The organism is Pectobacterium carotovorum (assembly GCF_900129615.1).
In the GTDB taxonomy this organism is placed as follows: domain Bacteria; phylum Pseudomonadota; class Gammaproteobacteria; order Enterobacterales; family Enterobacteriaceae; genus Pectobacterium; species Pectobacterium carotovorum.
In genome coordinates, this window is sequence record NZ_FQWI01000009.1 from 57,497 (window position 1) to 83,386 (window position 25,890).

24 protein-coding genes are annotated in these 25,890 nt (G+C 53.8%); 7 read left to right on the forward strand and 17 right to left on the reverse strand.

Annotation, left to right across the window (positions count from 1 at the left end):
• Positions 1-19: 19 nt before the first annotated feature.
• Complete coding sequence (locus tag BUB06_RS17030; protein WP_039474414.1) at positions 20-2,749, reverse strand: J domain-containing protein; 2,730 nt, start codon at positions 2,747-2,749, stop codon at positions 20-22.
• Entirely contained in the window at positions 2,749-3,477 is a 729-nt protein-coding gene (locus tag BUB06_RS17035) for a DUF1266 domain-containing protein (protein ID WP_039474417.1), read from the reverse strand. Before BUB06_RS17035 ends, BUB06_RS17030 begins: the two co-directional genes overlap by 1 nt.
• 383 nt (positions 3,478-3,860) lie before the next feature.
• On the opposite strand from BUB06_RS17035, the gene BUB06_RS17040 reads away from it, so the two are divergent.
• The 4 genes from BUB06_RS17040 to gorA all read left to right on the forward strand — a co-directional run bounded on the left by BUB06_RS17040 (position 3,861) and on the right by gorA (position 8,326).
• Positions 3,861-5,216 carry an alkyl/aryl-sulfatase gene (locus tag BUB06_RS17040; RefSeq protein WP_139294548.1) on the forward strand — a complete coding sequence of 452 codons (1,356 nt, stop codon included), beginning with the start codon at positions 3,861-3,863 and terminating at the stop codon, positions 5,214-5,216.
• A 122-nt stretch (positions 5,217-5,338) separates the two neighbouring features.
• A complete protein-coding gene (locus tag BUB06_RS17045; protein ID WP_039474423.1) occupies positions 5,339-5,722 on the forward strand; it encodes a TfoX/Sxy family protein in 384 nt (127 codons plus the stop codon).
• A 280-nt stretch (positions 5,723-6,002) separates the two neighbouring features.
• The gene (locus BUB06_RS17050; protein WP_039474426.1) at positions 6,003-6,845 is read left to right on the forward strand and encodes a 23S rRNA (adenine(2030)-N(6))-methyltransferase RlmJ; all 843 of its coding nucleotides are present in this window, start codon (positions 6,003-6,005) and stop codon (positions 6,843-6,845) included.
• A 128-nt stretch (positions 6,846-6,973) separates the two neighbouring features.
• On the forward strand, positions 6,974-8,326 hold the full coding sequence (gene gorA, locus BUB06_RS17055; protein ID WP_039474428.1) for a glutathione-disulfide reductase: 1,353 nt from the start codon (positions 6,974-6,976) through the stop codon (positions 8,324-8,326).
• A 95-nt stretch (positions 8,327-8,421) separates the two neighbouring features.
• Here the strand turns inward: gorA and BUB06_RS17060 are convergent, their stop codons facing one another.
• Both BUB06_RS17060 and BUB06_RS17065 read right to left on the reverse strand, forming a co-directional pair.
• The gene (locus tag BUB06_RS17060; RefSeq protein ID WP_039474431.1) at positions 8,422-8,709 is read right to left on the reverse strand and encodes a type II toxin-antitoxin system RelE family toxin; all 288 of its coding nucleotides are present in this window, start codon (positions 8,707-8,709) and stop codon (positions 8,422-8,424) included.
• Positions 8,706-8,957, reverse strand: coding sequence for a type II toxin-antitoxin system Phd/YefM family antitoxin (locus BUB06_RS17065; RefSeq protein WP_010281712.1), 252 nt, complete (start codon positions 8,955-8,957; stop codon positions 8,706-8,708). The genes BUB06_RS17060 and BUB06_RS17065 overlap by 4 nt, the downstream gene beginning before the upstream one ends.
• Before the next feature lie 257 nt (positions 8,958-9,214).
• Here BUB06_RS17065 and BUB06_RS17070 point away from each other — a divergent pair, with 257 nt between their 5' ends.
• Positions 9,215-10,120, forward strand: coding sequence for a siderophore-interacting protein (locus tag BUB06_RS17070; RefSeq protein ID WP_039474433.1), 906 nt, complete (start codon positions 9,215-9,217; stop codon positions 10,118-10,120).
• A gap of 34 nt (positions 10,121-10,154) precedes the next feature.
• On the opposite strand, the gene dsbG is transcribed toward BUB06_RS17070, so the two are convergent.
• Positions 10,155-10,910: a thiol:disulfide interchange protein DsbG gene (gene dsbG / locus BUB06_RS17075; RefSeq protein WP_039474436.1), complete on the reverse strand. Its 756-nt coding sequence runs from the start codon at positions 10,908-10,910 to the stop codon at positions 10,155-10,157.
• 278 nt (positions 10,911-11,188) lie between these two features.
• On the opposite strand from dsbG, the gene BUB06_RS17080 reads away from it, so the two are divergent.
• The gene (locus BUB06_RS17080; protein ID WP_039474438.1) at positions 11,189-11,812 is read left to right on the forward strand and encodes a LysE family translocator; all 624 of its coding nucleotides are present in this window, start codon (positions 11,189-11,191) and stop codon (positions 11,810-11,812) included.
• A gap of 60 nt (positions 11,813-11,872) precedes the next feature.
• Here BUB06_RS17080 and BUB06_RS17085 read toward each other — a convergent pair whose 3' ends face one another.
• From BUB06_RS17085 to ghrB, 10 genes are all read right to left on the reverse strand, one after another.
• Positions 11,873-12,913 carry a type II toxin-antitoxin system HipA family toxin gene (locus BUB06_RS17085; protein WP_039474441.1) on the reverse strand — a complete coding sequence of 347 codons (1,041 nt, stop codon included), beginning with the start codon at positions 12,911-12,913 and terminating at the stop codon, positions 11,873-11,875.
• Positions 12,910-13,224 carry a HipA N-terminal domain-containing protein gene (locus BUB06_RS17090; RefSeq protein ID WP_039474444.1) on the reverse strand — a complete coding sequence of 105 codons (315 nt, stop codon included), beginning with the start codon at positions 13,222-13,224 and terminating at the stop codon, positions 12,910-12,912. Before BUB06_RS17090 ends, BUB06_RS17085 begins: the two co-directional genes overlap by 4 nt.
• Entirely contained in the window at positions 13,209-13,535 is a 327-nt protein-coding gene (locus BUB06_RS17095; RefSeq protein WP_039474447.1) for a helix-turn-helix domain-containing protein, read from the reverse strand. The genes BUB06_RS17090 and BUB06_RS17095 overlap by 16 nt, the downstream gene beginning before the upstream one ends.
• Before the next feature lie 187 nt (positions 13,536-13,722).
• Positions 13,723-14,856 carry an alkylhydroperoxidase domain protein gene (locus BUB06_RS17100; protein WP_039474449.1) on the reverse strand — a complete coding sequence of 378 codons (1,134 nt, stop codon included), beginning with the start codon at positions 14,854-14,856 and terminating at the stop codon, positions 13,723-13,725.
• Positions 14,853-15,887 carry a putative FMN-dependent luciferase-like monooxygenase gene (locus tag BUB06_RS17105; protein WP_039474452.1) on the reverse strand — a complete coding sequence of 345 codons (1,035 nt, stop codon included), beginning with the start codon at positions 15,885-15,887 and terminating at the stop codon, positions 14,853-14,855. Before BUB06_RS17105 ends, BUB06_RS17100 begins: the two co-directional genes overlap by 4 nt.
• 1 nt (position 15,888) lies before the next feature.
• The gene (locus BUB06_RS17110) at positions 15,889-17,592 is read right to left on the reverse strand and encodes a dipeptide ABC transporter ATP-binding protein (RefSeq protein ID WP_039474455.1); all 1,704 of its coding nucleotides are present in this window, start codon (positions 17,590-17,592) and stop codon (positions 15,889-15,891) included.
• Entirely contained in the window at positions 17,589-18,449 is an 861-nt protein-coding gene (locus BUB06_RS17115; RefSeq protein WP_039474457.1) for an ABC transporter permease, read from the reverse strand. The genes BUB06_RS17110 and BUB06_RS17115 overlap by 4 nt, the downstream gene beginning before the upstream one ends.
• Positions 18,446-19,390 carry an ABC transporter permease gene (locus BUB06_RS17120; RefSeq protein WP_039474460.1) on the reverse strand — a complete coding sequence of 315 codons (945 nt, stop codon included), beginning with the start codon at positions 19,388-19,390 and terminating at the stop codon, positions 18,446-18,448. The genes BUB06_RS17115 and BUB06_RS17120 overlap by 4 nt, the downstream gene beginning before the upstream one ends.
• Before the next feature lie 27 nt (positions 19,391-19,417).
• Positions 19,418-21,055: a TIGR04028 family ABC transporter substrate-binding protein gene (locus tag BUB06_RS17125; RefSeq protein ID WP_010296560.1), complete on the reverse strand. Its 1,638-nt coding sequence runs from the start codon at positions 21,053-21,055 to the stop codon at positions 19,418-19,420.
• A 303-nt stretch (positions 21,056-21,358) separates the two neighbouring features.
• A complete protein-coding gene (ghrB, locus tag BUB06_RS17130) occupies positions 21,359-22,321 on the reverse strand; it encodes a glyoxylate/hydroxypyruvate reductase GhrB (protein WP_010296561.1) in 963 nt (320 codons plus the stop codon).
• A 359-nt stretch (positions 22,322-22,680) separates the two neighbouring features.
• Here ghrB and BUB06_RS17135 point away from each other — a divergent pair, with 359 nt between their 5' ends.
• Positions 22,681-24,642, forward strand: a complete 1,962-nt coding sequence (locus BUB06_RS17135) for a methyl-accepting chemotaxis protein (RefSeq protein WP_039474462.1) — start codon at positions 22,681-22,683, stop codon at positions 24,640-24,642.
• Between the two features lie 67 nt (positions 24,643-24,709).
• Here the strand turns inward: BUB06_RS17135 and BUB06_RS17140 are convergent, their stop codons facing one another.
• Together BUB06_RS17140 and BUB06_RS17145 are read right to left on the reverse strand one after the other, a co-directional pair.
• Complete coding sequence (locus BUB06_RS17140) at positions 24,710-25,138, reverse strand: N-acetyltransferase (RefSeq protein WP_010296570.1); 429 nt, start codon at positions 25,136-25,138, stop codon at positions 24,710-24,712.
• Entirely contained in the window at positions 25,135-25,698 is a 564-nt protein-coding gene (locus BUB06_RS17145) for a DNA-3-methyladenine glycosylase I (protein ID WP_010296571.1), read from the reverse strand. Before BUB06_RS17145 ends, BUB06_RS17140 begins: the two co-directional genes overlap by 4 nt.
• Positions 25,699-25,890 lie beyond the last annotated feature (192 nt).

Here is a 25,890-nt window from a genome sequence, read left to right on the forward strand (position 1 = left end):
GCCGCCCGATTCGCTGTTGTCAGCTAGGTATGGTGTCCGTTTCGGTTTTCTTGCCAGTTGGCGGCGGCCCGAATTGGTTCCAGCGGTTAAGGCTCGGTGTCAGCAAGGGGAGCAGCAGAAACAGCGGTATGAGTAGGGTGAAGAAACTCATCACCCACGGCATATTGGAGCCGATATCGTTATAGCGTCGACGCGTCGCACTCAGCAGATTGAGCACGATGAGCACCATCAGTAGCCCTTCAATAGACGCCGGTGGCGACCCGATCCAGTCACTCGCGCGATAGAGAAAATAGCTTCCCAACCCGGCCTGCATCAGAAAACCGAGACGGCCGATGCGAGCGTTCGTGCGCCAGAGCTGCCACCAGTAGCTCTTTTTAGCCTGTGATGCCTGGAACTGACGTTCACGCCGATCGGCACATTGCAGCAGCACTTTCGACACCAATCTCAGCGTAACGTCTTCGTGCGGATAGGACAGATGCTCAGTTAAAAATCCCTGATCGCTGTTATCGAATAAGGACGTGTCATCCTTCGCACAGTTCTGAATAAGCTTGCCGATGAGCGTGACCCGTTTGTCGTCGGAGAGCTGTTTTAGCTGTTTCTCCAGTTCATCCGACCCTTCGGTAAAGGCGGTACGGATCGCCTCTTCCTGTTCCGTTTCTACAGGAATAGCGGCAAGCCGCTCAAGGTGTTGCTCGGCCTGTCCTTCCTCTCCCACAAGGGCATAAAACGCGTGGAAAAAGATCTGGTAGATGATGGGCGATTTCGCCAGCTCCGCCTGCCAATGCTCATCGGTAAGATAAAAATGGCTTGCAGCGGATTCGCTGTAAGTTTCCCTGCTGCCGAGATATTCCTCAATAGAAGCGGGGAAGTTCATCCAGCAGTGATAGTGCAGCGGATCGGTAAGTTCCAGCTGTTTTTTCAACGGCGTCACCGCATCACCAACGTGGCATTCCGCCTTGCGGAAGCGTTGAGAGAGCGAATGTGCAGGGTGGGTTAAGGCCAGTTCGGGCAGCACCGATTGACGCGGTAAACCCAGACAAGAGGCTGGATCGGTCATCATTAATGCGATCAGAATAGCCTGCCTCAGTTCCTCTTTAGCGCTGAGATCCTGCGGTTTCTCCACCCCTTGCGGCACCAGAGACGCATCGCACCGGTAGCGTGCGGACAGCTCGACCAGACAATCGTTGATCGGGTCGATTTCCTCTGTATGTATGCCGCTGTTGTACAGCTTGTTCAACTGATTCAGCGACAGCGGACGCCATTGTCGCAGCCAGGTTTGCGCTTGTAGCCAGGCGGACGATTTCTGGTTAGTGAACACGTTGGGCAACGCATCTTCTGACGGCGAATACAGCCATTCCGTGAAGGCGTGAATCGCACCGGAGGTGTCTAGCCAGGATAAGCGTTGTGCCGCCTGAAACTGCAATCCCTGTAAGATCAACGCATACAGCGGTTCGTCGGGCAACGGTTGCGCCAGAATGTCCTGCAACAGGCGTTCATTACCCACGGTTAACATGCTGGCGTGCCAATACAGGCGATCCTGAATTGCGTCCCCGCTGTGTAGTAGCAGGTGTCGGTAGATGTCCTTCAGCTCCTGTTTACCCAACTTCCATCTGGCGTAGCTTGCTGGCATGGACGACAGCGGCAGTTTCAGCGCTTCTCCCCAGCGTATCAGCATCTGGGTGTTGTGCTGAGAAATGAAGAAACGCTGGCGTGGATCGTCCAGCGCTAACCCTGTCAGATCTGGCGCTGGCGTAGAGTTGAACGACTGAATCAGTAAGGGAAGGGCATCCGGTTGATGCTGTTTACACCAGTTAATCAGCCATTGTTCCGCCTGCGCATGGTGGGTTTGTTGATAAAGCGTCAGCCACAGCGTGAAGGCCTGCTCGTTCTCTCCGGTAAGCGAACAGAGGCTGGCGCTGAGTTCGAGCCATTCCGCATCGTTCTGGGCCGCATCCAACTGTTGCAGACAGTAATCGCGCAGGGTGGCGTTGGGAACACCGGCGTGGCTGTGCCAGCGCGCGAGCTTTTGCATCAGCGCCGGGCTGTCGGGCCAATAAATCGCGGTCGGAGTGCGCAGCAACGTGCCCAATATAAACGCTGGTCGATTCCAGTACGTCCCATTCGCCTGCTGGAAGTAGAAGATGGTTTCCAACTGTGCGGGCAGGTTTAGGTGCGATAGCAGGGAAAAATCAAACAGATCCTCATAGCCGAGCGAGTCGAGGAAGTGGCGGACATCTTCCACTCCGTCGCCGGACAGCTCCCCTTGCCGCTGCTGCCAGCGCAGGCGTTCGGCCAGCACGCGGACACAGAGGATTGAGATGCAAGACTCGCGCATCAGTCGCTGAAGCAGCGGCCAGCGAATACGATCGATTACCTCAAAAGCCTGCTGATTCAGCAATTGAACGTAGCGTTCCCAATACAGTGGAACGAAGCGCTCTTCTGGATTGTTTAACAGCAGCTCAAACGCGTTAACCAGCACTTCTATCTGGGGATCGGCCTGCTCGGCAGAGTCACTCTCGGTTGCCGATGAGGCATTTTGTGATTCGGCAGGGGTCTGCTCTTCTTCATCCAACAGTACGGGATTTTTCGCCAGCTTACAGGCGGTATCGTACGCCTCGCGCAGCTGTTTAAAGCCCTCGGGGTCGGTTTCCGGGTGAAACTGCGGCACTTTTTGACGATAAGCCTGACGGATAACATCCAGATCCTGAGTCGGCTCAATGCCTAGCCGCTGCCAGCACAGTGTGTCCATTATATTTCCGCTTCTGGTAAGGACTCGGGCTTATCCATTTCTATCGGATCAACATCCCAGTCGAGGTCATGAATCGGGCAGTCCGGGTGGGTATAGAGCGTGCCGATCTGGTCAATGTAGTCAGGAATCTGGCTACAGTTGCTGAAAATGTAGCGCTGGCATTCTGGATCTTCCTCATCCGAGCCGAGCCAGTAGGTGCGGCCGATCAGGAACGCGGCGTAATAATTTTCCCAACTGCGGTAATAGTAACGCGCCCTGTCGGCTAGCCGGGTGTGAATCCACAGGTTCTCTTTTTCGCTAATCCAGCCGTTGAGTAATCCGATGCGGCTCAGGAAACTCATGCGACCCAGATCCCAGGCGCGGATCCCGCCTTCACCGCATAGCGCAGCCGTTTCGCTCACCAGTGCGAGTGCACCCTGTACGTCTTCAGATTGATTGGCGCAGTGCTGCTGCCATTCGGATGCCGTCAGGTGGTGCCAAAGATGATAGTAATACGCCAGACGCTCGGCGTGGCCGCCGTCTGTCATATCGTTAATCATTGAGATCAGTCCTTCGCGGGACGTAATACCCCAACTGTTGCTCAGGCTGATGGTTTCACCGGGCTCATAAAAGGTCGGATCGCAGAAGCGGGCGTCGTACTTGATATTGAGTGCGACCATCGGGGCGGAAAGCGCCATCAGCCAGCGCTGATATTCAGGTTCCATCAGAATAACGTCCAATTCCATCATGGTTAGCGTGCGATCGTACTGTATGTAGCCCGTCTGGAAAACGAAAAATATCCCACGCTAAAGTGGTTTTTTATACAGATTGGATTTTTATACAAGTTGGAATCAGCCGTGCAATGGGCACGTTTTCCAGACACCAGAGTAAGGTGATTACGCCTGTCAGGTGAAGACTCGAAACTGAACGCTCCTTTTACTACGCCCCTCTCACTTATGAGAAGTGGACTGTCATTTATGACTATACCTTTTTGGCTCTGCTGCTTTTATGCTGCGAGGATTACGGAATCCTGCCACTTCACTAGGTTTTGCGCTGGTTTTGTTCCTGTCCTTCCCGTTTTTGATACATGAATCAGAAAGGGGACTCAGAGTCGTGAATTGACGGAGAAAAGATGACACAGTATTTCGACGGAAAACTGAGGAAAGCGACATTGTTGCTCACAACAGTTATGGCACTGACGGCGGCAGGCTACGCAGGTGCGCATGAAGAAACTGCGGGCGAAAAAACGCTGCTCGCACATAATGCAGATTTTCAGAAGCAGATAGTGGAAGTCGCAAAAGGCGTTTATGTGGCTGTTGGGTATTCGGCTGCAAACGTGGCCCTGATTCAGGGAAGAGATGGCGCGATTATCGTGGATACGTCGGCGAATCCTGTGGATGCAAAAGCGATCATTGAAGCATTCGGCAGCCGTATGGCTCGGCCTGTGCAAGCTATCATTTACACACATAACCATCCCGATCACTCCGGCGGCGCGACGGTTTTTGCCGGTAATGACAAGCCAGAAATTATCAGCCACCGTCTTTTGGTTACAGCAAAACCGGATACCGGTCGTGGCAAGCGTGAGGGCGGTGATGCCTTCGGGACTTCCTTGCCTGATGACCAGTTTATCAATGCGGGCACGCAGCTTGAATATGGTCGTAAAACGCCACACACCCGTGAAGGTTTTCTGCCACCGACCCAAACATTTGACGGTGACAGCAAGACCCTGACCCTTTCAGGCGTAAAAATGGAACTTCTCCATACGCCGGGTGAGTCTGACGAAAACACAGCGGTCTGGCTGCCTGAGCAGAAGGTCTTGCTGGCGGGTGATAATTTTCTGAAAACCTTTCCGAACATCGCCCCGCTACGTGGTCTGCCAACTCGTAAGATTGATGAATGGATTGCCAGTCTGGACAAAATAATTGCACTGAACGCAGAGCACCTCATTCCTGGGCACATGCAGCCAGTCGGCGGTGCTGCCGACGTCAAGGCCGCGCTGACCGCTTACCGAGACGGTATCAAAAGCGTCTGGGATCAGACGATGGCTGGTATCGCCAAAGGAATGACGCCGGATGAACTGGTACAGACGGTGAAACTGCCCCCAGAGTTGGCAAAAAATCCTTATCTACAGGAATATTACGGCAGCGTCGCGTTTACTGTACGCGGTATTTACGTGCAGCAGGCGGGCTGGTTTGACGGCAATGCCACGCACATCTATCCGCTGACTGAGAAGGATAGAGCCACACGGTTACTGGCTATGACCGGAGGTCAGGCGACGATGCTTAAAAGCGCGGAGAAAGCCCTGTCGTCCGGCGATTTCCAGTGGGCTGCTGAACAGGCAGATTACGTGCTGGCCGTTGAACCCTATAATTCAGAAGCCAGAAAGATTAAAGCAGACGCGCTGACCGAACTGGGCGAACGTCAGGATAACGCCACTGCGCGTAATTATTACCTGACTGCGGCGCAGTATCTGAAGAAAAATCCCTAACCTGCTACCCTTGCTTTAATGCCCTTCTCGAATGCCGGATTTATCCGGCATTCTGCTTTTATCAACGTCTGTTTAGGTGCCTGTAAAACCTGCCCAGCGTACCGCGTAAAAAGGAGACTGATATGAATATTTCCGGAGAGTTGACCGCGTTCATCATGGATCAGCTCTCACCACTCGGTCGTTTTGTTCCGCGTAAGATGTTTGGCTGTCTGGCGATTTTTCACGATGGTTTAATGGTTTTACTTATCAACAATCAGGGTGAAGTTTTCGTTAAAACAGACGACCGGAATCGCAGCCTTTTTGATAAGGTTGGGTGCCCGCCGTTCACCTACACCCGCCGTGGGGAGGATGGCAAGCTCAAAACCATTTGTCTGTCTTTCTCACAGTTGCCGGATGACGCGATGGAAGAGCAGGAAACGTTTGTCCGTTGGGTGGCATCGGGTATTGAGGCCGCACGAGGCACTGCGCTCCCGAAAGGTAAATCTACCAACGCGCCAGCTCCGTGAATTATTTTAGCTGTCCATAAGAGGTTACCGAGCAAAACGCAGCCCTGGCGTGGTTGATTTTCCGAATGCTACGTTGCCCCCTTTATCTGCCTGAATCTCGGTAGCTTTCAATCGAATGAGAAACGGCCATGTTTCACAATTTACTGATTTAAGACGATAAAAATGGCTGGTTTGCGGGGCGGTTCGCAGGGTGAAGTGTTTGACGGGATATTTTCCGTCGCAGACGGTTATACTGTCGGTTAATCGACGTTATTTATAAAAACTTCACCGGAAAGCAAGCATGCTAAGTTACCGCCACAGTTTCCATGCCGGCAATCATGCCGACGTGCTGAAACACACCGTTCAGAGCCTGATCATCACTGCCCTGAAAGAGAAAGAAAAACCTTTCCTGTATCTGGATACCCATGCGGGTGCTGGTCGCTATCAGCTCAGCGGCGAACACGCCGAGCGCACGGGGGAGTATCTGGATGGCATCGCGAAAATCTGGCAGCGTGACGATATTCCGGCTGAACTCGAACCTTACATGCAGGCCGTACGCACCTATAACCACAACGGCCAACTGCGCTATTACCCGGGTTCTCCGCTGATTGCGCGCCAGTTGCTGCGCGAGCAGGACAAGCTCCACCTGACCGAGCTGCATCCCAGCGATTTCCCGCTGCTGCGCAATGAATTTCAGAAAGATTCGCGTACCAAAGTGCTGCGTGACGATGGCTATCAGCAGTTGAAATCACAGCTTCCGCCGCTTTCCCGTCGCGGTTTCATGTTGATCGACCCGCCGTATGAGCTGAAAACGGACTATCAGGCCGTGGTGAAAGGTATTCAGGAAGGGCATAAACGCTTTGGCACAGGCGTATTTGCGCTGTGGTATCCGGTGGTGCTACGTCAGCACATCAAACGCATGCTGAAAGAGCTGGAAGCCACGGGCATTCGCAACATTCTGCAAATTGAACTGGCAGTGCGGCCGGACAGCGATCGCTACGGTATGACGGCGTCTGGCATGATTGTGATTAACCCGCCGTGGAAGCTGGCATCTCAGATGAAGAGTGTGCTGCCGTGGTTGCATAGCGTGCTGGTACCGGAAGGCACCGGACATACGCTGGTGGAGCAAATCGTACCGGAGTAATACACGCGATTGCGGTGGGCGACGCGGTCGGTTTTTCCTATCGCAACCATAGGCATAACCTTTATTCGGCGTATGGCTCTGGCGTTACACTCTAGGCAAATTTTATTCACTTAAGCATGGATACACTGATGACCAAACACTATGACTACCTTGCTATTGGCGGCGGCAGCGGCGGTATCGCGTCTATCAACCGCGCGGCGATGTATGGACAAAAATGTGCGTTGATCGAAGCAAAATATCTGGGCGGCACCTGCGTCAACGTCGGCTGTGTGCCGAAGAAAGTGATGTGGCATGCGGCGCAGATAGCCGAAGCGATCCATCAGTACGGGCCGGATTACGGGTTCGATACCACGGTAAACCAGTTTAACTGGGGCACGCTGGTTAAGAACCGTAGCGCCTACATCGATCGCATCCACCAGTCGTACGACAACGTGCTGGGTAAGAATAAGGTCGATGTTATCCACGGTTTTGCCCGCTTTGTCGATGCGCACACGGTGGAAGTGAACGGCGAGAAAATTACGGCTGACCATATCCTGATTGCGACGGGCGGTCGTCCGGTTCACCCTGACATTCCCGGTGCGGAATACGGCATTGATTCCGACGGTTTCTTTGAGCTGGATGCGCTGCCGAAGCGCACCGCGATTGTCGGTGCTGGTTATATCGCGGTGGAGATTGCTGGGGTGCTGAATGGGTTGGGCTCTGAAACCCACCTGTTTGTGCGTAAACACGCACCGCTGCGCAGCTTTGATCCGCTGATTGTCGATACGCTGGTGGAAGTGATGAACACCGAAGGGCCGACGCTGCATACCGAATCGATCCCGAAAGCGATTGTGAAGAATGCCGATGGCAGCCTGACGCTGGAGCTGGAAAACGGTCAGTCACAGACTGTTGACTGCCTGATTTGGGCGATTGGTCGTGAACCCGCGACAGACAACCTGAACCTGAGCGTCACTGGTGTTGAGTTGAACGACAAAGGCTACATCAACGTCGATAAATTCCAGAACACCAACGTTCCTGGCATTTATGCGGTGGGCGATAACACTGGCGCTGTTGAGCTAACGCCGGTTGCCGTCGCGGCGGGGCGTCGTTTGTCCGAACGCCTGTTTAACAACAAGCCGGACGAGCATCTGGATTACAGCAACATCCCGACCGTCGTCTTCAGCCATCCGCCGATTGGCACGGTCGGATTGACCGAGCCGCAGGCGCGTGAGCAGTACGGCGACGATCAGGTGAAAGTGTATAAATCTGCCTTCACCGCGATGTACACCGCCGTCACGCAACACCGCCAGCCGTGCCGCATGAAGCTGGTCTGCGTGGGCAAAGAAGAAAAAATCGTCGGCATCCACGGCATCGGTTTTGGTATGGATGAGATGCTGCAAGGCTTCGCGGTCGCCGTCAAAATGGGCGCAACCAAGAAAGACTTCGACAACACCGTCGCTATTCACCCGACTGCGTCAGAAGAGTTTGTGACGATGCGGTAAGGAAGGTTGGTCTTACTGCTTTTCTGGAAAACGAAAATAGGCTGGTTGAATAGTGAGCTATTTGACCAGCATTTTTTATATCCACCCTAACGCGCCTACCTCATTCGCTCACTCGCCAGATGATAAACACCGCTGCGCTCACGTTTGCCTACCGCCACCATGGCGATAATCAATACGTCGTCAATAACCTCGTAAACCAAACGAAAGCCTGACGTTCGGAGCTTTATTTTGTAGCAATCCTTCATCCCCCGTAACTTTGCCGCAGGAATATGGGGATTTTCGCAGCTTTTTTTTAGTTTTTTGGCGAATTGTTGTTGGATAGCTTTATCGAGTTTTAGCCATTCTTTTAGCGCATCTTCCCTGAATTTGACGCGATAACTCATAGGAAACTATCCAAATCCACGTCAACCAGCGGCTGGTTTTTTCGTTCACCGATCAGTTTCACCAGTTCTTGATCGTCCAGCGCATCCAGCATTTTTTCGTAGAGATCCGCAGGAATGCAATAAAACGCAGGTTGGTTGCGGTTCAAGATAGCGACGGGCAGGCCATCACCAGCATTGACCGTCGCCATCGGGTTCTTTTTCAGTTCACTGACGCTAGCACTGGTATCACTCAATATAATATTTGGCATGATAGACCTTTAATGACCGGTTAATAGGTCTTTAAAATAAGTAATCAAAGACCTGTTAACAAGTCTTTTGAGGGTTTTTTATGCCTGCTCCGAATGGCTTCCTGCCAACGAGATGAAGAAAATGCCGCTTTTATCACGACATTCATCTGAAGAGTGATAATGATTATCGTTAGTGTTTTGTTTATGGTAAGTTGCGGTGAATGGGTTTTATCCCGATTAATGACTTTTCCCTTACAAAACATACCGGTTTTCTCACTATGTCTTTAGCTACCCGTACAACGTCTTCAGCCTATCGGCTGTTCAATTTACGTTTAGAGAGCAAGACGCTGCTCTCGCCTTCATTGGCTCGCTGTGTGTTCACTGGCCCGGAAGTGCGCCAGATGAAACTGGACGCGCCGGATCAGCGCATCAAACTGCTGTTCGCCAGCGAAAGCGGTGAGCTGACTCCAATGGCTGTGAGCGACACCTGGTATCAGGACTATCTGGCGCTGCCGCGCGAGCGTCGTCCGATTTTGCGCACCTATACGCTGCGTTCCGTCTCACGCGAGTCACAGCAGGCAACGGTCGATTTTGTGCTGCACGGCGATACCGGACCTGCTTCAAGCTGGGCAAATCATGCTAAGCCGGGCGATGCGCTACAGATCGTCGCCCCCAATGCTGAGGCCGATGGTGACAGCGGCGGCTATGAGTGGGCACCACATGAGGGTGTTGAGCAAGTGCTGTTGATTGCGGATGAAACGGCGCTGCCAGCGGCCATGGGAATTCTTGAACAGCTGGCGACTCAGCCTTCTCCACCGTCGTTGCAGGCTTTTTTTGAAGTACCAAAAGCGGCTGACTGCGTGACGCCAGGTGATTTCCCGTTTGCGCAGATTCACTGGTTGCCGCGTGAGGAAACGGGCAGCACAGTATGGGGCGAACGCCTGCTGGCTGCGGTGCAACAGGACGTGAAGATTCCCGCCAGTGCTTGTACAAATCGTGATGAGATCGCACAGGAAACGCCGGAAGACGAGCTACTATGGGAACGGGCAACGGCGCATCGCCCGTTTTACGCGTGGGCGGCGGGAGAGTCTTCCGCAATCAAACGGCTGCGCCGCTATCTGCTCGACGAGCGGCATCTCGATAAAGAGACGATCAACTTTATGGCGTATTGGTCGCATCGCTAAGAGACAACGTCAGGAGGGACATTCCCTCCTGTGTCTATTTCCCCATCATCTCCGATAACTGCTGTTCATCCGGCAGCCCGACGACCTGCTGTAGTTCATTCTTATCATTCAGGTAATAGATGGCAGGCGTGACGTTCGCGCCTAATTCATCCATTAACCGCTGATTATGCTGAATGTTATTCCAGATATCGCGGGATGATGCTTCGGGGAACGGAGGCACCGTTTTACCGTTCGATATCTCATACTCATGCCAGGCTTTGGCCGGATCGCTGGCGGCAAGAATCGCGGCGGCATAACGCCCACTTTCCGGTTTAATGACGCCGACCAGTAGCGTTTGCAGTTGGACTTTTCCTGCTTTAACCCACGGCTGTGCCTGCTGCCAGAACTGTTTGCAGTACGGGCAGAATGGGTCGGCAAAGACGATGATTTTACGCGGCGCGTCTTTCTCTCCTTCGGAGATAAACGGCGCCTGTTGTAATTTCTGCCACATCTCCCGACCAGCAGGCACATACACTTCCTGCTGAATCAGCGTTTCACTCAAGTTGTTGCCGTGTTCATCATACATATAGCCCGAAATAGCATGCTTACCATCCGGCGTTAAGTAGATGGTCACCCCTACGCCCTGATAGCTGCCCAGCCAGCCTTGCACGCCGCCGGGTGCAGTGAAGGGTTTGATGATCGTAATGCCCTGTTTTTCGATACTCTTCACTGCGTCTGGCAGGGCATCTTGCGCCAGTGACGATGCGGAAAGCGTCAATAAAGCGAGCGTGAGGAAGAAGCGTTTTATCATGGTGTTGCGCCTGTATCGTGGATCATGCTTGCTGGATAGCCTAGTGGAGAGGTGCCAATAAGGGGAGTTTATTTACGCTTCCTGAATCAGGATCGGATTGTGGACTGTCGTTATGCGATCTGCCGTGGCGTGACCGAAGAGAGGTGTTGGATAGGATCAGACTCTGCACAGTGCGTAATTAGGATTGATTTCGCCTGAGTGTGACGTTCCATCTTGCGCCATTCTCGTGGAAAATAGTGTGCTTATGCTGCATTTCCCTGCTGGAGTGATGAATTACCGTGACCTTGACCGAATCGCTGATTGCTTTTACGTTTGCTGCGACGCTGCTAACTCTGACGCCAGGTCTGGATACCGCGCTGATTTTACGCACCGCTACTGTTGAAGGTAGTAAAAAGGCTTTTCATGCCGCGTTTGGTATTAACGTTGGTTGCCTGATTTGGGGCGCGATGGTGGCGTTTGGCCTAGGAACGCTGATTGCTGCATCGGAGCTGGCCTATAACATCCTGAAATGGTGCGGTGCGGCTTATCTCTGTTGGTTGGGTCTGCAAATGATCCTGAAACCCAGAACTGAACTGGTGATGGCCGCGCCACAAGGTGCACCGAAGCAGCAGAACTGGTTTCTCCGTGGCATGCTGGGCAACGTATTAAATCCAAAAATCGGCGTGTTCTACGTTTCATTCCTGCCGCAGTTTATCCCTGCCGGACATTCAGTGGTGCTGTGGACTTATCTGCTGGTTCTTATTCATGTCTTTATCGGCACGCTGTGGTCGTCCACGCTGATTGCGGCGACGCGTCCGCTGTCGCGTTTTTTGCGTCGCGGTTCTGTAGTGAAGTGGATGGACCGTACGACAGGCGTTATCTTTTTGGCATTCGCCGCGCGTCTGGTTTTGTCTCGGCGGTAAGTTAGCGCCACTGCACTGATTATCCGCAGTGGTGCGGTGTGAAAACTTGATTATGAATCACTAAATCCGTTCTGCATCGAGAATGCTCATAAGATTCAGGCGGTGTCGATAGCACCGCAGCGTCGTATCAATCGCCTCCGCAGGCATAAAGGAATCCCGATAGGTTGATTCAACGCATTCAGCTTCTTTGAGGAAGTCTGCCAGTAGCTTTTTGGTCAGGTTTTCACTCAGCCCGATACGCTGTCCGAACAGAATGAAATCCATACCCAGATACTCTCCGTACGCGGTTTCAAAGCCGGGTGCGAGCGCTTCATCGCCCTCTTCTTGAATCAGCAGCGGTAGCGCCATGAAGCAGGAAGAAAAATAGGTGGGATAGGGGGCGACGGAAACAAAGTCATAAATAGGGGCCAGCATTAATTGGCCTGAGCGTGAATGTACCAGCCCAAAATTACGCAGGTGCATGTCGTTGTTACCCAGCATGTAGGCGTAAGCGATGCGGCGAAACAGATCTATTTTGAAGACGATATTGTCATTAACGTGTTTGCTAAGGAATAAAGCCAACCGCTCATAACTGACGTATTGCCTGCCATCTGTTCGTATTTTACCGAATTTTTCACCGGCCCCCATCGCACCGTCCAACTGTTCCTGATGGATAGGGTGACCCGTTTTTTCGTCGCGGTCGAAGCGCTTAATAACGAAAGCAAACTCAGGTTCGTCATCAGCCTGCTCCGGTTTAAAACGGAGTAACCCGTGTGGTGGAACGGCAAACCCCAGGCGTGCCATTAGCGTCATCGTGGCGTGTTCGTTTTCTGCCAAATGGGGAAATTCAATCGGAGAAGGCTTGAGGATGTACAGCCCTTGATGATCAACGACGGTAAACGCCCGTTCTTCTAATACCATCTGAATTTTGGGCTGATAGCCAGAGATGCTCATGCCTTTCTGTGCTTGTGGCAAGTCGTGCATAAATTGCTGTCGGGTGAAACGTAAGGCCGGGGAAGCGTGCATTGATCCCGTCAGATGCTTCAACCCTTTACGGCTATAACCTGTGGCACTTTCTTCTTCGTGTGTCAGCGGTGTCAGCAAAATTCGACATCTTGTCATGACTTATCCTCCGCGATCAGTTGCACGGCACCGATCAGGTTCTTACCGTTTTGAATGAGGATGCCAAATAAATCCTTCTCATCCAGATGCTGAAGCTGGCTGTACTGTCGCCGGAGCCAGCCTTCGGGAGCTAATGAGGCAAAATAAGGCGGTAATGTCTGGCTGCGAAATGTTCCGGCCTGTATCGGTAGGCTCAAGGATAATGGCGGGCCGATGTAGGACTTTTTATATTCAAACAAATAGCCTTTATCGTCCTGACTTAACTGGCCGATGTGGACACCGTAAAGATAGACCTTTACTTGACGGCGCATAGCTTTATCCCTAACGCGGAACAGACGCTATAAACCGTGGAAAACTTCACCTGAGCGGGATCTTTGAATAAACGTTTTAACGTGGATAGTGATACGCCAGTCTGTAGCTCTAGCGTAGTGAGTTCGATGCCCAACGCTTTACGTCGCGTATTTAGCTGAACGCCAAAGGTATCCAGAGAATGAATGTGATCTTCCAGAATGGTTCCTTTACTGGAGGAATCGTTACGCGCGAGTTCGTGCCGGAGTTCGTCGATAGCTTCGCTAATGGCGTCGAGCTTTAGTAATGTTGGTGCAGTGGCAGGAGTGTTCATAAATGGACTCTACTTTTGAATCTAACCCGTTAATGGGTTAAGTATAGTCCGTAAATTTTCTTAATGTCCATGTGTAATACTTCCTTGTTGGTTTTTACTTAATTTGGCTCATTTATGACACTAAAAATAAATAACATCAGGCGGCGCAGATATCATGTCGCCTGATTTGCTATCGTGCAACGCTGGATTAATGCTCCGGCCAGAACGGCTCACCTAGCGTGAGCATCAGTCGGTTGGCCCACGAGAAGAAGGCGGCTGACTGCACTACATCGACAATCTCCAGCGTATCCAACCCCTGCTCTTGCAGCAGTTTCAGGTCGTTGGCATTGACCTGCGCGGGCGTGGCGGAAAGGCGTGCCGAGAAATCGATAATCGCCTGCCAGCGCGGGCTTTGGCCGATGCTCAAATCGCCGCCGGGGACGACGTCCAGCAGTCGCTGCACGTCACTGTCCTGCTTGGAGAGCTGGCTGGCTTTACGTGCATGTACCGAGGCGCAGTAGATACAGCCGTTAACCTTGCTGGTGACGGCGGCGATCAGTTCGCGCTCTTTACGCGGCAGGCCGCCAGCGGTATAGAAAATCCCTTTATCCGTCAGCGTGCGCTGTTCCAGCACCGGCAGGTTGCGGCCTAGCAGACGAAAATAGTCGGAATCGGTGTGGCCGAAACGCGCCAGAATCGCCTGCTCATCCGCATTAAATTCGGCCAGCGGTTTGGGCGCGATCCACGGTTCCCAATCCAGTTCCGCCTGAGTGAATGCCTGCGGCGCAGACTTACCGCTGTGCGTCTGTGCTTGGGTATGCCACTGGCCTGCAACGGCGGCCTGCGAATGCGGCTGGCTAACGCGATGACCGGCAATCAGGCGATAGCCGCGCAGTAGTCGGCTTTGAAAATTCACAAACGCAATGAGCTGCGACAGCGTCACGATGTCATCTACCGACCAGCCCGCCTGCTCCAGCGCATTGACGTGGGACGCCGAGGCTTGCACGGGCGTTTTCGTCAGGCGTTCGGCATGATCCAGCGCCAGCTGTAGCGCGGGTGTCAGCGAGGGTTCAGGGAAGTCCGCTAGCCGCTCGGCATAAAAATGCTGTAGCTGCTCATCCTGCTGCCAGCCGCTGATTTTTGTCGCAAACCAGAAGCGTAGCGATAGCGGTAATGTCGCATTGTCTGCGGCGTCGGCGTTAAACAGCGCGTCGTAGCTGCCTTGGGTGTGGCGAGTTGCCGCATCGCGGGTTTTTCTGGCGGCGGCGAGTGCCGAATCCGGGCTGATTTCAGCCAGCGCATCCAGTACGTCATGGGTGTGTAACGTGTTAGCGTGCGTCATGCAATCTCCTGCCCGATCGGGCTTTTCTGTTTGACGGCGGGCTTCCAGCCCAAAGCGGGGGCGACCTGAGTCGCTATTAGTTCAAGCGAGCGAAGGATCAGCGCATGCGGCGGATCGATGGAATGCACCTGGAATGTCACATCGGTCGCGCGCTCCAGCGAGCTGTCTGCCCGCAGTGACGCAATCACATCTTGCGCGGTGCCGACATGGCTATCGAAGGAGGCGATCAGTGCCTCCACCGAGTCGTGAGGGATCGGGCGGAACGTGCCGGAACGGGCGGCGGAACGATTAAGTCCTTTCTCTGCCAGACTCAGTGCTAATTGACGATCGTCAGCCACGAAAACGCTGCGTGAGCTGAGGATGCGCGGTGCGACACCAGCGGGCAGTGCGGCCAAATAGGCGTCGATCATTGGGTTTTGTAGATCGGCGAGCGTGGCGTCCGGGAAATGTTCCGGGCGCAGCTGGGTACGGGAAAGCATCAGGCCATCGCCTGCTTTACCGGCACGCTCGGCACCTTCGATGGAAAACGTCGCTTGCCAGACGCGCTTATCTAAATGTGGTGCAGCAGGATAGAGCTGATTGCCGTCTTCGCTCAAGGCTTCACCTCGCCACGCGGCGCGCAGTTTTTCCAGATAGCGCCCGAGGATCTGTCCGCGCTGTGCGCTGTCGTGACCAAATGCGGCGAATGAGGACGGTGTACCGCCAGAACCCACGCCGACTTCCAGCCGGCCGTTGCTGAGTAAATCGAGCACGGCGGTGTCTTCCGCTACGCGCAGCGGCTCTTCCATCGGCAGCGTAATCACGCCAGTGCCGAGCTGGATGCGTTGGGTGCGTGCGGCGACCAGCGCCAGAAAGACCAGCGGTGAAGGCAATCCGCCTTCATCCGCGTGAAAGTGGTGCTGTGCGACCCAGGCGCTGTCGAAGCCTAATTGTTCGGCTTTGACGATCTGTTCCGTCGCCAGCCGATAGCGCTGCTGGGCGGAGACGTCATCCAGTAATCGCGTGAAAAATCCCAGACGTTTCGTTGCCATTCTACAGTCCTTGGTTTAGTGCGAATGTGGGTTCAGTGTGAATATGGGGAGGGTGGAAACGGGCAAAAGCCGGGTGTTGCTGTCCGGGGATGGCCTCGATGAGTTCACGGGTATAGCGATGTTCGGGCTGGGCGAAGATCTGTTCCACCGGGCCGGATTCAAGCTGCTTGCCGTGGTACAGCACGGAAACGGTGTCGGCGATCTGGCGTACTACCGCCAAATCGTGCGAAATGAACAGGTACGTCAGCCCCAGTGATTCCTGTAGCTCGGTCAGTAAACGCAGAATCTGCGCCTGCACGGTGACATCCAGTGCCGAAACCGCTTCGTCCAGCACTAGTACCTGTGGTTCCAGCACCAGTGCCCGGGCGATGGCGACACGTTGGCGCTGTCCGCCGGACAGTTCACGTGGCTTGCGTGATAGCAGCGCTACCGGCAGGGCAACGCGCTCGAACATCTCATGAATTTTTCGCTCCCGCTGCGCGGCGGTATGGCGATTAAAATTGCGCAGCGGCTCCTCGACGATGTCATATAACCGCTGTGACGGATCGAGTGAGCCAAAAGGGTTTTGATAGACCAACTGAATTTTCTGCCGGAACTGGCGCAGCGCTTCACCTTTCAGGTGAGTGATGTCGGTGCCGTCGATCAGAATGCGCCCGGCGCTGGGATGATGGAATCCGAGCAGACTGCGCGCCGTGGTGGTTTTACCAGAACCGGATTCGCCCACAATGGCGTGCGTTGTGCCGCGTGCCACGCTGAAAGAGACGTCATCCACCGCCCGAAAATGTTCCCCTTTACGACCCGACAGGGGAAAGGTCTGCACCAAATTTTCGACCGAGACAATAATGTCAGATTCAGATGTAGGGGCACATTGTGGACGCGGGCTTGGGTTTAGCGACGGAACATTCGCCAGCAGCGTGTGGGCATAGTGGCTTGACGGCGCACGTAATACCTCAAGCGTTGGGCCTTGCTCCTGAATGTAGCCGTTCTGGAAAACCAGCAGGCGATCGGCACGTTCGGCGGCGACGCCCAGATCGTGAGTCACGAACAGCACCGCTGTGCCATTTTCGCGCCGCAGTTCATCAAGCAGATCGAGAATACGTTTCTGCACCGTGACATCCAGCGCACTGGTAGGTTCGTCAGCAATAATCAGTGCGGGCTTCAACGCAATCGCAATGGCGATCAGGACGCGCTGTTTCATACCGCCGGACAGCTCGTGCGGATACTGTTTCGCCCGCAGTTCCGGCTGGTTTAGCCCCACGCGCTCCAGCAGCGCCAGCGTTTTCTGGCGGGTAGTCTGACGATCTTCCCGCTGATGAATCCGCAGAATCTCATCCACCTGCTCGCCGATGGTTTGCACCGGATTCAGTGAACTGGTGGGATCCTGCGGGATCAGGCTGATCTGCGCACCGCGCACGCTATCCAATCGTTTTTGCGACCAGCCGCTGATATCCACGCCGTTTAGCCGAATGGCGCCGCGCGTTAGCCTGCCGTTCTCGGCGAGTAAACCGATGACAGCCTGCGCAGTGGTCGTCTTCCCCGAACCGGATTCCCCTACCAGCGCCACCACTTCACCGGGCTGAATATGGAAAGAGACGCCTTCGACCACCGTCTGTTCGCGATCGTCACTGCGATAGGCAATTGTAACGTTCTCCAGAGCCAACACAGGCACGGCTGCGCTGGTTTGTAAGCTGGCTGACAGGCTCATCGTTCCGTCCTCCTGATCGACTGGCTGATACGGTTAGCGGACAGCACAACTAACACGACAATCAGGCCGGGGAAGGTGGTTAGCCACCAGGCGGTTGCGATGTAGTTGCGGCCTTCGGCAATCAGCAGCCCCCATTCCGGCGTGGGCGGTGGTGCGCCATAGCCGAGGAAGCTCAGTGTGGAGATGGCCAGAATCGCGCTGCCGAATTGCAGAGCGGCAAAGGCGAAAACGGTAGTCAGTGAGTTCGGCAGAATGTGCCGCCACAGCACGCTGAAAAAGGTGCCGCCGCTGCCATAGGCGGCTTCGACGTAGTCGCTGTGGCGCACGCGCAGCACTTCTGAACGCACGAGTCGGGTGAAGCTGGCAACGGAGGTGACGCCCACGGCAATCGCGGCGTTAACCGTGCCGAAACCCAACAGAATGATGACGCTCAGCGCCAGCAGCAGGCCGGGAATGGCCAGCAAGACATCGATACTGCGCATCACGACGCTATCCAGCCAGCCGCCGACTGCACCTGCCAACAGGCCGAACAGGCTGCCGAGCACCAGACCTAGCCCGACGGCGATAAATGCGCCGGAAAGTGAGTGCACCGCGCCATAAACAATGCGCGCATAGAGATCGCGCCCCAGTTGGTCGGTGCCGAGCCAGTAGTCGGCGTCAGGTGCCAGCCGCTGTGCGCCTGCGATACCTTCCGTCGGGCTATAGTTGGTAAACCAGCCGGGAAACAGCGCCCAGAGTGCGACGGTCAGCATAACCAGCCAGGCCAGCGCCAGTCCCGGTTGAAAGGCGTAGCGACGCAGAAGCGGTCGCTTGCGCAGAAGAGGAAACGTGATTTTTTCCAGTTGTACGGTAGTCATAGCGTGGCTCCTGGCGTTCTTTTCAGGCGCGGATCGAGAAGGGGATAAAGCAGGTCGACGACCAAATTGACGACGACAAAGGCGGCGGCGGAAATCAGCACGATGGCCTGTAACACGCTGCTGTCCTGATAGTTCACGGCTTCTTGCGTCAACTGACCGAGCCCGTTACGTCCAAACACGGTTTCGGTAATCAGCGCCCCCGCAATCAGCTCGCCCAGCAGCAAACCGGCGATGGTCAGCGTGGGCAGCATCGCGTTACGGGCGATATGTCGCCAGAGCACGCCGCTGCGGCTGGCTCCTTTCGCACGGGCTACCGCAACAAACGGCTGGGTTTGTACCTGATCGATGCTGCGCATCAGCACCTGAGCGAGCGGGGCGGAGATCGGCAGCGCCAGCGTCAGAACAGGCAAAATCAGCCCTTCCCATTCGCCGGGGTTAATGACGGGAATCAGCCCCAGACGAAAAGAAAAGATCTGAATTAACACAATGCCAAGCCAGAAGGTCGGCACGGAAATAAACAGTGATGGCAGCGATTGCAGTGCGGTTCGCAGCCACTGAAACGGCGTCAGTGTTGATAAGAACGCGAGGGCGAACGCCAACAGCCCGGCGGCGATGAAACCCAGCACCGCGAGCAGTAGCGTGGGTGGCAGATTTGCGGCAATCAGTTCGGTGACCGGCACGCCAGCCTGAAGAGAGAGACCTAGATCGCCACGCAGTATCTGGGCTATCGCATGGAAATATTGCGTGAGCACCGGCGTATCGGCACCGTAGGATAAACGCAGCTGCGCGATCTGCTCGGCGCTCAGGCCGAGCTCTGGGTTTTGAAACTTGATCAGTACGGCATCACCCGGCATCGCCTGAAGCAGGATAAAAGACAGGGTGAATGCCGCCCACAGGACCAGCAGTGCATGACCGATGCGCAGTGCCAGATATCGGTTCATGATGATCTCCTCCCTCTTTCTTCTGTGTTACTTATCCAGCCAGGTGTTGTAAAAGCTGGGGCGACCAACGGCTTCAAACGCGATGCCTTTTGTGGTGGGCGCGCCCGCAAACACCTGCGGCTCTTCAAAAATAGGAATGACGTAGGCCTGATCGATCAGGTAGCTCTGCACCTCTCCGACCAGCGCCAGTCGCTTGCTGCGGTCGGTTTCAGCGGCGATGCCATCCAGCAGCGTATTTAGGTGCGTATCGACAAAGGTGTTCACCTTGTCGCTGGAACCGCCTTTTTGCAGCAGGACGTTGCGTACCGTTGGGTAATACTGGCTTTTCAGCACATCCGGGTCGGCACGGCCTACCATCGCTGGAGCAACGCCCGTTTTCAGCGGATCGAGGCTATCGACGGTCTTGCTGCCTGCGTCACCCGCCAGTACGTTCAGCTTCACGCCGACTTTTGCCCACTGCTGAGAAACCAGCTGTAAGGTTTCTTTGTTCTGCGGCTGCGGCAGGGATTCATAGGCGGTTAGCTCCAGCGTTTTGCCGTCTTTTTGCCGCAACCCCTGTGAACCAGTTTTCCAGCCTGCTTCATCTAACAGTTTGTTGGCCTGCGCGGGATCGAACGTGAGTTTGCTGGAGAGATCGACATAGCCTGCGGCGGTTTTAGCCAGCGGTGACGTGGCCTGTGGGTAGTTGTCCGAGAACAGCGTATCAATGATCTCTTTGGTGTTGGTGGCGTGCAGCAGTGCTTTACGTACGCGAATATCGGCGACCAGTGGGTTATCCGGGCGGAATACGACGCTGTTATTGACGCCGCGTGTCGGTGGGGCATAAAGATTGAAGCCCTGACTCTGCACCCGCTTCTCATCATAGGCTTGGATCTGACGAATGAAGTCCGCCTGACCCGATACCAGCGCGCCAATACGCACGCTGTCTTCCGGGGTCACCAGATAGGTAATGCCGTCCAGATAGGCACGCCCCTGATGCTTCGATTTAACCGGAGCCCAGTTGTAATCCTTGCGGGCGGTCAGTTTCAGTTCGCGTCCCAGTTTCTCGCTGCTCACTACGAACGGGCCGGAGCCAATAATGTTTTTGGCATTGCCTAACTGATTGAAATTGCGCTCCAGCGTACTGAGGGACACCAGACCGGAACCGATGGTCGCAGTACCTTGCAGAAAGCCCGGAGACGGCTTCTTAAAGTAAAACTTCACCGTGAGCGGATCGATGACTTCACTGCGCAGGTAGTTATTGATGACCTCAGAAATCGGCTGATTGAGCGCCGTATTCCCCAAGCCGTAGGTATCGAAGTTTTTCGCTACTGCGTTGGCATCCAGCGGGGTGCCGTCAGAGAAGCTGACGCCGGGACGAATCTTGAACGTGTATTCAGTGTTATCCGCGTTAATGGTCCAGGATTCCGCAATCCACGGTTCGACCTCCAGCGTTTCTGGGTTCTGGTACGTCAGTTTATCGGTGATCTGGTTGAGGATGCCGCCGTTCGGATAAAACCCGCCTGCTGGCGTATAGAGATTGGTATGCGCCTGCTGCTCCAGATAAATCAGCGTGCCGCCGATTTTCGGCGCGTCGTTCGCGGCCTGTGCGCCCAGCGCACCACCCAGAAGGAGCAATGAGGCAAAAATAGTGAGTTTCTGATGAGGATGCAAAAAAGTCGCCACGATGGTTTTCCCTACATGTGATGGTTTTTATTAAATTTGTTTTTTATCAGGTGAATATGCGTATCGATTACGTCCTGAAACGGGGAATACAGCAGAAGACGTTAACCGCTCGTTACAGCCGATACTTCCATAGGCGATAGGAAACAGCAAAGAACAATACTGGTATTGGTTATCCAGTTTTTAGTTAGGAAAAAGCGTGGTTTTTGCGAGAAATCGCAGCGTTTCGCGTGTGATGATGGGCTTGGTGAGCGGGGAAAAGCAGCGCTGCGAAAGCGTCGTCGCAGCGCTAAGGTCGACTTAAGGCTATTTCAAAACCTGCGGATTCACGCAGTTTTCTTTGACCTGACCGCTCAGGGCGGCAATCAGGTTGTCAACGGCGCAGGCAGCCATGTCGTAACGGGTTTCGTGCGTGGCAGAACCGATGTGCGGCAGCGCCACCACGTTAGGTAAATCCAGCAGCGGAGAATCGACGGGCAGCGGTTCTTTGACAAAAACATCCAGACCCGCGCCCTGAATTGTCCCTTTCACCAGGGCTTCCGTTAGCGCGTCTTCATCCACGACGGCACCACGACCGATATTAATCAAAATGGCGCTGGGTTTCATTTTTGCCAGCTGTTCGCGGCCAATGAGATGGTGCGTTTCTGCCGTTAGCGGCAGCGTGATACAGAGGAAATCAGACTCGGCTAATAGCGTATTGAGATCGCAGTGACGGGCATTAAAACGCTGCTCCGCTTCGGCGTGATGGCGGCGCGCGTTGTACAGAACCGGCATGCTGAAACCAAAGTGGGCGCGTTGCGCGACGGCCAGACCAATGCGGCCCATCCCCAGAATACCGATAGTTTTATGGTGAACGTCAGTGCCAAACCAGTCGCTGCCGACGCCCCCTTTCCATTCACCCGCCTTAACCCGCTCAGCCACTTCCACGACCCGGCGTGCGCTGGCGAGCATCAGTGCCAGAACCGTATCCGCTACGGTTTCCGTCAGCACGGTTGGGGTGTGCATGAGAATCACCCCTTTTTCATTCAGCGCGTCGACGTTAAAGGTGTCGTAACCAACAGAAATGGTGGAAGCCGCGCGTAAACGCGGTGCGTGTTGCAGGAAGTCTTTATCGACTTTACCACCGGAACCAATGATGCCTTCGGCCGTTGCCAGTGCGGGATGATCGAGTGAGGGAAAGGCGTCAAGTTCAGTGACGGTGAAGTGTTGGTCTAAACGAGCGCGTAGATCGTCAGCCACTTTTTTATACAGGATAACGCTAGGTTTCATCACAAACTCCAGCAGATTAAGGAAGTTAACGTAGAAATAGCTCATCGAATAATCGCGTAGCTGGCGAGAGACTGCAAGCGATACCGCCCCCGCATCTGCCCAAGGTTAACCGCAATTAATGGGGGATTTGCACGATGGGTATGATGAACGATCGCATATAGACGCATCACCGCCGCATACAGGGTGCTCCACGATAGTCATGAAATCCCTTTGTGGTTAATTGATTAATATATTTCCTTTGTGATTACTATCACTCATTTTCAGGTAAAGCATTACCGTTAAAAACCGATAACCCTATCTACCGGGATGTTTTAGGCATGGCGATTTTTAGACATGGTTTGTTAATGAGGGGGACGGAAATGCATTTTTTTACCAGGATTATGAGTAACCTCAAGGTTTCTCATAAGCTGTATGGCGGTTTCGGGATTGTCCTGTTGTTGGTCATGATCGCGTCTGGCGTTGGCGCTGTACGATTTTTTATCATCCACGATCTGTATGTTAAAACGACAATTTTGAATGAAATGAATCACTATCTCGATCAGTCAAAAATGGCGAGGGTCAAATATTCATTCACTTTTGCAGATGACAATATCAAGAATCTCAATACCTACATTAGCCAGGCAAGCCAGCAAAAAGAAAAAGCGAAAGCACTCACGTGGGAAGAGGGATATCTGTCTGATTTTAAAAAACTTGATCAAGATTTTGCAGATTATGATACCGATCTGAATACCATGAAAACCGCTGCAAATGCGGTGGTCGAGACGGCAAAGAAAATCAGCCAGATGAATGCCTCTGATGCGTTAACGGCATTTATGACTACTCTCTCTGTCGGCGCGGATGAAAATGCGTTGTCTACGCAGAAGGACGCTCTCTCGCTGCTGTTCCTGAAACTGGTCAACAGCACCTACACCTTACAACGAGAGAATAGCGAAGCCGCGTTTAACGCGCAGAAGCAAGTCTACGCTGAATCTAAGGTAGCCTACGATGCATTGGCATCGTCGGTCAGCGGCGATCGCCGTCACGTAGTAGACAAATTTTGGCAAGCATTTGAAAACTATCATCAAACGGCAGAGCAGTATTACGCGCGGCTGGGGCAGTTAAAAACCACAGATGTTAAATTCCGGGCAACCGGAGACAGAATGACGAGCGATATCGGCAGTATTCTGCAAAAGCTCGGCGCGAAGAATGATGACATTATCAATAGCTCCGTACTGCAAACGCTGATTCTAGGGGCGATTGCCATCGTATTCGGTTTACTGATCGCATGGTCTGTTACTCGACAAATTACCCGACCTATTATCACCAACCTGAAGCTGGCGGAACGGATTGCTGGTGGCGATCTTTCAGCGACTGTCGCGGTTGAACGGCATGATGAGCTGGGACAATTAACGACGGCCATGATGGTGATGACGGAGAAATTACGTCATTTAATGACTGATATTCGTCAAAGCGTGTACAGCGTTGAGAGCGCTTCTTCTGACATCGCATCGGGCAATAATGATTTGTCATCGCGTACTGAGCAGCAATCAGCGGCGATTGTAGAAACGGCAGCCAGCATGGAAGAATTAACGGCTACCGTGAAGAACAACGCCGATAATGCCCGACATGCCAGCCAGATTGCCGGAGAAGCCTCAACCAATGCCAATCGCGGCGGGGATATTATTAACCGCGTGATTAGCACCATGAGCGATATTTCAGGGAGTTCGAAGAAGATCTCTGATATCACGACGGTGATTAATAGCATCGCGTTCCAAACCAATATTCTGGCATTGAACGCCGCGGTGGAGGCAGCCCGAGCCGGCGAACAAGGGCGAGGCTTCGCGGTGGTCGCCAGTGAAGTTCGTAGTCTTGCGCAGCGCAGTTCACAGGCGGCAAAAGAGATCGAAAGCCTGATCTCAGAATCGGTTTCGCGCGTAGATACCGGAACTGCGCTGGTTTCTCAGGCGGGAACGACGATGGATGACATTGTGGCTTCTGTAAGCCGTGTGAATGACATCATGGGAGAAATTTCCTCAGCATCGGATGAGCAGAGCCGCGGTATTGCGCAAATCGGCAGTGCCGTGGCTGAAATGGATACCACCATCCAGCAGAATGCCTCTATGGTGAGCGAATCCTCTGCCGCGGCGAATTCGTTGCAGGAACAGGCCTCGAAGTTGGCAAAACTGATGTCGGTTTTCCGCATCTCTGATTCGGATGTTGCGGGTCTGCCAAGGCTGCAAAGGTCGAACTCCGGTAACGGAAATTCGGGCAACAAGGCCGCGCCTCGCCTGCCGACGCTCGCATCGCGGGATAACGGGAGCGATAACTGGACAACGTTCTGATATCCCGTTGAGCGATGACTCAGAGGTGATCTATTGAACTGGAGGGAGTGGCGTTGGCTGCTGCTCCCTATTTCGTCCACTGCATGATCAGCGCTGTGGCCTGTGTATCCTGATTGAGGTTTTCCTCAACAACGACAAACCCCTGCTTATGGTAGAACCGGCAGGCGCGCGTATTCTGCTGATACACTTCCAGACTGAGTAAGGAGTACTGTGCCTGAACATGCTGGATCAGCGCTGTACCAATCTGCTTGCCATAATAGGCTTGCTCCACAAACAGCGCGCCAATGAACCGTTCCTCCAGCACGCTGATAAAGCCGATGAGGCTTCCTTGCTCTTCATAAACCCAGGTTTGCGACTCGGGAATATAGATCTCACGCACCGCGCTGGCGCTTTCTCGCCAGTAATCTTCACGAATAAACGGATGCGCCAGTGTGGTGCTCTTTAGCCAAAGCTGCATCAGCGGTGCAAGATCGAGGTCGCGGTAAGGGCGAATCATGACGTGCTTTCCTGATGACAAAAGCACTCAGTCACATGGTCGTTGACCAATCCACCCGCCTGCATGAAGGCATAACAGATGGTTGAACCGATAAATTTGAAGCCGCGTTTCTTAAGGGCTTTTGACATGGCATCTGAAACGTCCGTTTTGGCGGGAACCTCGGCGAGTGAAGCGGGGTGATTGAGACGCGGTTGGTGCTCGACAAAAGACCAAATGAAGTGCGAGAAGCTCTCTCCCTGACTTTCCATCTCCACCCATGCTTTTGCATTGGTGATAATCGCCTCGATTTTCCCGCGATGGCGGATAATGCCGCTGTCCTGCACCAACCGATCCACGTCATCTTGCGTCATCTGCGCCACTTGCTCAGGATCGAACTGGTGGAAGCAACGACGATAGCCTTCGCGTTTTTTCAGGACGGTGATCCAGGAAAGACCGGCCTGCTGGCCCTCCAGACACAGTAACTCAAACAGCTTCTGGCTGTCGGTGCAGGGCTTCCCCCACTCGTTATCGTGGTAATCCTGATATAAGGTGTCTTGTGTCACCCAGCCGCAGCGTTGCATACCTTTCTCCTGATGATGGTGAGCTTTTCATTGTAAGGCAGTCTGTTACAAATAGGCTTCGATCATGGCATTTACGGTGCTGTATATGCAACCAGTGTTTTGCGGGCGTGCTCGCAGATATGAAAAGTCGTTTACGGATGGGGCGGAAAGTCGTCGCGGAATCGTGAATAATGCTTTGCCAACAGCTTAGGG

Coding starts and splice junctions, on each gene's coding strand:
- BUB06_RS17030 (WP_039474414.1), bottom strand. CDS start 2,749: ATGGACACACTGTGCTGGCAGCGGCTAGGCATTGAGCCGACTCAGGAT.
- BUB06_RS17035 (WP_039474417.1), bottom strand. CDS start 3,477: ATGATGGAATTGGACGTTATTCTGATGGAACCTGAATATCAGCGCTGG.
- BUB06_RS17040 (WP_139294548.1), top strand. CDS start 3,861: ATGACACAGTATTTCGACGGAAAACTGAGGAAAGCGACATTGTTGCTC.
- BUB06_RS17045 (WP_039474423.1), top strand. CDS start 5,339: ATGAATATTTCCGGAGAGTTGACCGCGTTCATCATGGATCAGCTCTCA.
- BUB06_RS17050 (WP_039474426.1), top strand. CDS start 6,003: ATGCTAAGTTACCGCCACAGTTTCCATGCCGGCAATCATGCCGACGTG.
- gorA (WP_039474428.1), top strand. CDS start 6,974: ATGACCAAACACTATGACTACCTTGCTATTGGCGGCGGCAGCGGCGGT.
- BUB06_RS17060 (WP_039474431.1), bottom strand. CDS start 8,709: ATGAGTTATCGCGTCAAATTCAGGGAAGATGCGCTAAAAGAATGGCTA.
- BUB06_RS17065 (WP_010281712.1), bottom strand. CDS start 8,957: ATGCCAAATATTATATTGAGTGATACCAGTGCTAGCGTCAGTGAACTG.
- BUB06_RS17070 (WP_039474433.1), top strand. CDS start 9,215: ATGTCTTTAGCTACCCGTACAACGTCTTCAGCCTATCGGCTGTTCAAT.
- dsbG (WP_039474436.1), bottom strand. CDS start 10,910: ATGATAAAACGCTTCTTCCTCACGCTCGCTTTATTGACGCTTTCCGCA.
- BUB06_RS17085 (WP_039474441.1), bottom strand. CDS start 12,913: ATGACAAGATGTCGAATTTTGCTGACACCGCTGACACACGAAGAAGAA.
- BUB06_RS17090 (WP_039474444.1), bottom strand. CDS start 13,224: ATGCGCCGTCAAGTAAAGGTCTATCTTTACGGTGTCCACATCGGCCAG.
- BUB06_RS17095 (WP_039474447.1), bottom strand. CDS start 13,535: ATGAACACTCCTGCCACTGCACCAACATTACTAAAGCTCGACGCCATT.
- BUB06_RS17100 (WP_039474449.1), bottom strand. CDS start 14,856: ATGACGCACGCTAACACGTTACACACCCATGACGTACTGGATGCGCTG.
- BUB06_RS17105 (WP_039474452.1), bottom strand. CDS start 15,887: ATGGCAACGAAACGTCTGGGATTTTTCACGCGATTACTGGATGACGTC.
- BUB06_RS17110 (WP_039474455.1), bottom strand. CDS start 17,592: ATGAGCCTGTCAGCCAGCTTACAAACCAGCGCAGCCGTGCCTGTGTTG.
- BUB06_RS17115 (WP_039474457.1), bottom strand. CDS start 18,449: ATGACTACCGTACAACTGGAAAAAATCACGTTTCCTCTTCTGCGCAAG.
- BUB06_RS17120 (WP_039474460.1), bottom strand. CDS start 19,390: ATGAACCGATATCTGGCACTGCGCATCGGTCATGCACTGCTGGTCCTG.
- ghrB (WP_010296561.1), bottom strand. CDS start 22,321: ATGAAACCTAGCGTTATCCTGTATAAAAAAGTGGCTGACGATCTACGC.
- BUB06_RS17135 (WP_039474462.1), top strand. CDS start 22,681: ATGCATTTTTTTACCAGGATTATGAGTAACCTCAAGGTTTCTCATAAG.
- BUB06_RS17140 (WP_010296570.1), bottom strand. CDS start 25,138: ATGATTCGCCCTTACCGCGACCTCGATCTTGCACCGCTGATGCAGCTT.
- BUB06_RS17145 (WP_010296571.1), bottom strand. CDS start 25,698: ATGCAACGCTGCGGCTGGGTGACACAAGACACCTTATATCAGGATTAC.